Source organism: Microbacterium sp. (assembly GCF_035277845.1).
Lineage (GTDB): Bacteria > Actinomycetota > Actinomycetes > Actinomycetales > Microbacteriaceae > Microbacterium.
Genome location: NZ_DATEJS010000034.1, coordinates 1 through 2,402, shown reverse-complemented (window position 1 = coordinate 2,402; position 2,402 = coordinate 1). Strand labels below are relative to the sequence as shown.

Annotated in this window: 3 protein-coding genes; 2 read left to right on the top strand and 1 reads right to left on the bottom strand. The window is 70.1% G+C overall.

The annotated features are described in order from the left end of the window. Positions 1-290: 290 nt before the first annotated feature. Complete coding sequence (locus tag VJR25_RS01165; protein ID WP_324111665.1) at positions 291-749, bottom strand: hypothetical protein; 459 nt, start codon at positions 747-749, stop codon at positions 291-293. Between VJR25_RS01165 and VJR25_RS01160 the strand changes: the two genes are divergently transcribed. Both VJR25_RS01160 and menC read left to right on the top strand, forming a co-directional pair. Beyond that, positions 697-1,293: a cyclase family protein gene (locus tag VJR25_RS01160; protein WP_324111664.1), complete on the top strand. Its 597-nt coding sequence runs from the start codon at positions 697-699 to the stop codon at positions 1,291-1,293. The two genes, VJR25_RS01165 and VJR25_RS01160, sit on opposite strands and share 53 nt — an antisense overlap. A gap of 107 nt (positions 1,294-1,400) precedes the next feature. Next, positions 1,401-2,402, top strand: a 1,002-nt coding sequence (gene menC, locus VJR25_RS01155; protein WP_324111662.1) for an o-succinylbenzoate synthase, incomplete at its 3' end; no start/stop codon positions are given.

Sequence of the window (2,402 nt, the reverse complement as noted above, 5' to 3'; positions counted from 1 at the left end):
CCTCGAAACCGTTGCTCGCCACTTCGGTGTCTGGCCCATGCACATCTCCACCGTTGAACGAGGCAAACGCCGCGACGACGAACTCGCCAACCGCTACCGCGCATGGCTCCTCACAGCTTGACAACCAATAGGAGCATCATTGGGATCTGCAGACGAATTCCGGTGCCGCGCCGTCCGTCATCGCACGGAAATCGACGCGCATGCCGAGCGTCCTTCGGCCTCGAGGTCCGTAGAGAAATACGATGCGGCTCCGACTGTGCCGCGATTTTCGGTGGCGCTGCGCACCGAATTCAGTGGCCCCAGTCGAACACGACGATCTTCTCGTCGCCGGCGGCGTAGAGGGCCGCCGACCAAGCGAAAAGCTCTCGATCCTCGCGGACGCCGTGCAGCATCCCGTGAATTCGCTCCGCGTCACCGGTCACGTCTTCGAACAGCGGAAAGTCGCTCGCGAGCACCCGGTGTCCTCGGCTCATCCTCCGGGCTTCGCGCACCGTCAGCGGCCGGACGAGAGTGAACTGCCGCCCGTCTTCCGCGCGGAAGCGGCGAGGGGATTCGAGCCATTCGATCGGCATGCCCTCACGATAGACGCCGGCCGATGCCCCGATACGCATGGCGCTCAAGCCCGAGTATCGCGCCCACTTCGACTTCGACATCACCTTCGCCAACGGCGGCGGCATGTCCTGAACCGGGTTCCGAATGGACCTGCCCGCGGCCTCCGTCGAAGAGTCCGCGATCGGGCGGCTGCTCATCCAGCACCTGGGGCTGGCGCTCGTGCAGGACGTCACCCTGCGCGACCTCCGGATCGTCGAGGAGCAGCACCGGGGGAGCCGCGGCGTCGTGGCCGAGCCAAGGCTCTCGGACACGGCCCGGATCGTCGACCTCAGCCACCCGATCCGCGCGGGGCTGGTCACGTACCCCGGTTTCCTGGTCCCAGTGATCACCCCGCATCGGACGCGCGAGGACTCCCGCGCGAAGTACGCACCGGGCACCGAGCTCGCCATGGACGTCATCACGATGATCGGCAACACAGGAACCTACCTCGACGCGCCGTTCCACCGGTACGCGGACGGGCGGGATCTCGCCGGCCTCGACCTGGCGGGCCCGGTCGGCCTGCGTGCCGAGGTGTTCCACCTGCAGGACGCAGCGACCCGCGGCATCCGGGCCGAGACGCACGCCGACCGGGACGTGCGCGGCGCCGCCGTCCTCCTGCACACCGGGTGGGCCGCCACTTCGGCACCCCCGCGTACGCGACCGATGCCCCGTTCCTCACCGGCGAGGCAGCCCAGGCGCTGATCGACGCGGGAGCCGCGCTGGTGGGAATCGACTCGCTCAACATCGACGACACCGAGTCGGGCGGGGCGCGCCCGGCGCAGGTCCCGGCATGACCGTAGCCTGAACTCATGCCCACTGCTGCGCTCGCCCCGGTCACCGTCGACGGCTTCGAGCTGCGGGTGCTGCATCTGCCGCTGGTCTCGCCGTTCACGACCTCCTTCGGCACCGAGACGGTGCGCGAGGTCATCGTGGTGCGGGCTCTCACCGCCGACGGCGACGGCTGGGGCGAGATCGTCACCCAGTACGACCCGCTCTACTCCAGCGAGTACACGCAGGGCGCGTGGGATGTCGCGCAGCGGTTCCTCATCCCGGCGCTGCTCGACCGGCGCACGCTCGCTCCGGCCGACGTCGCCGACGTGCTCGACCCCTTCAAGGGGCACCGCATGGCCAAGGCCGGCCTCGAGCTGGCGGTGCTGGATGCCGCGCTGCGCCGCGACGGCATCCCGCTCGGCGCACACCTGGGCGCCGTGCGGGACCGCGTGCCGTCGGGCGTCTCGGTCGGCATCCAGCGCGATCCGGCCGCGCTCGTCGAGGCCGTGCGCGGGTATCTCGACGAGGGCTACGTGCGCATCAAGATCAAGATCAAGCCCGGCCGCGACGTGCATGACACGGCCGCGGTGCGCGACGCGTTCGGCGGCATCCCGCTGCAGGTCGACGCGAACTCCGCCTACACGCTCGCCGACGCCGACACCCTCGCGGAGCTCGACCGGTTCGACCTGCTGCTGATCGAGCAGCCGCTTCAGGAGGACGACCTCGTCGACCACGCGACCCTCGCCAAGCGCCTGCGCACGCCGGTCTGCCTCGACGAATCCGTGGTCTCGCTCAAAGCCGCGCACGACGCCCTCGCCCTCGGCTCGTGCCGCGTCATCAACGTCAAGGCGGGGCGCGTGGGCGGGTACCTCGAGGCGGTGCGCATCCACGACCTCGCTCTCGATGCCGGTGTGCCGGTGTGGTGCGGCGGGATGCTGGAGACGGGCATCGGGCGGGCGGCCAACGCCGCGCTCGCCGCCCTGCCGGGGTTCACGCTGCCCGGCGACGTGTCGGCCTCGTCCCGCTTCTACACCCGCGAC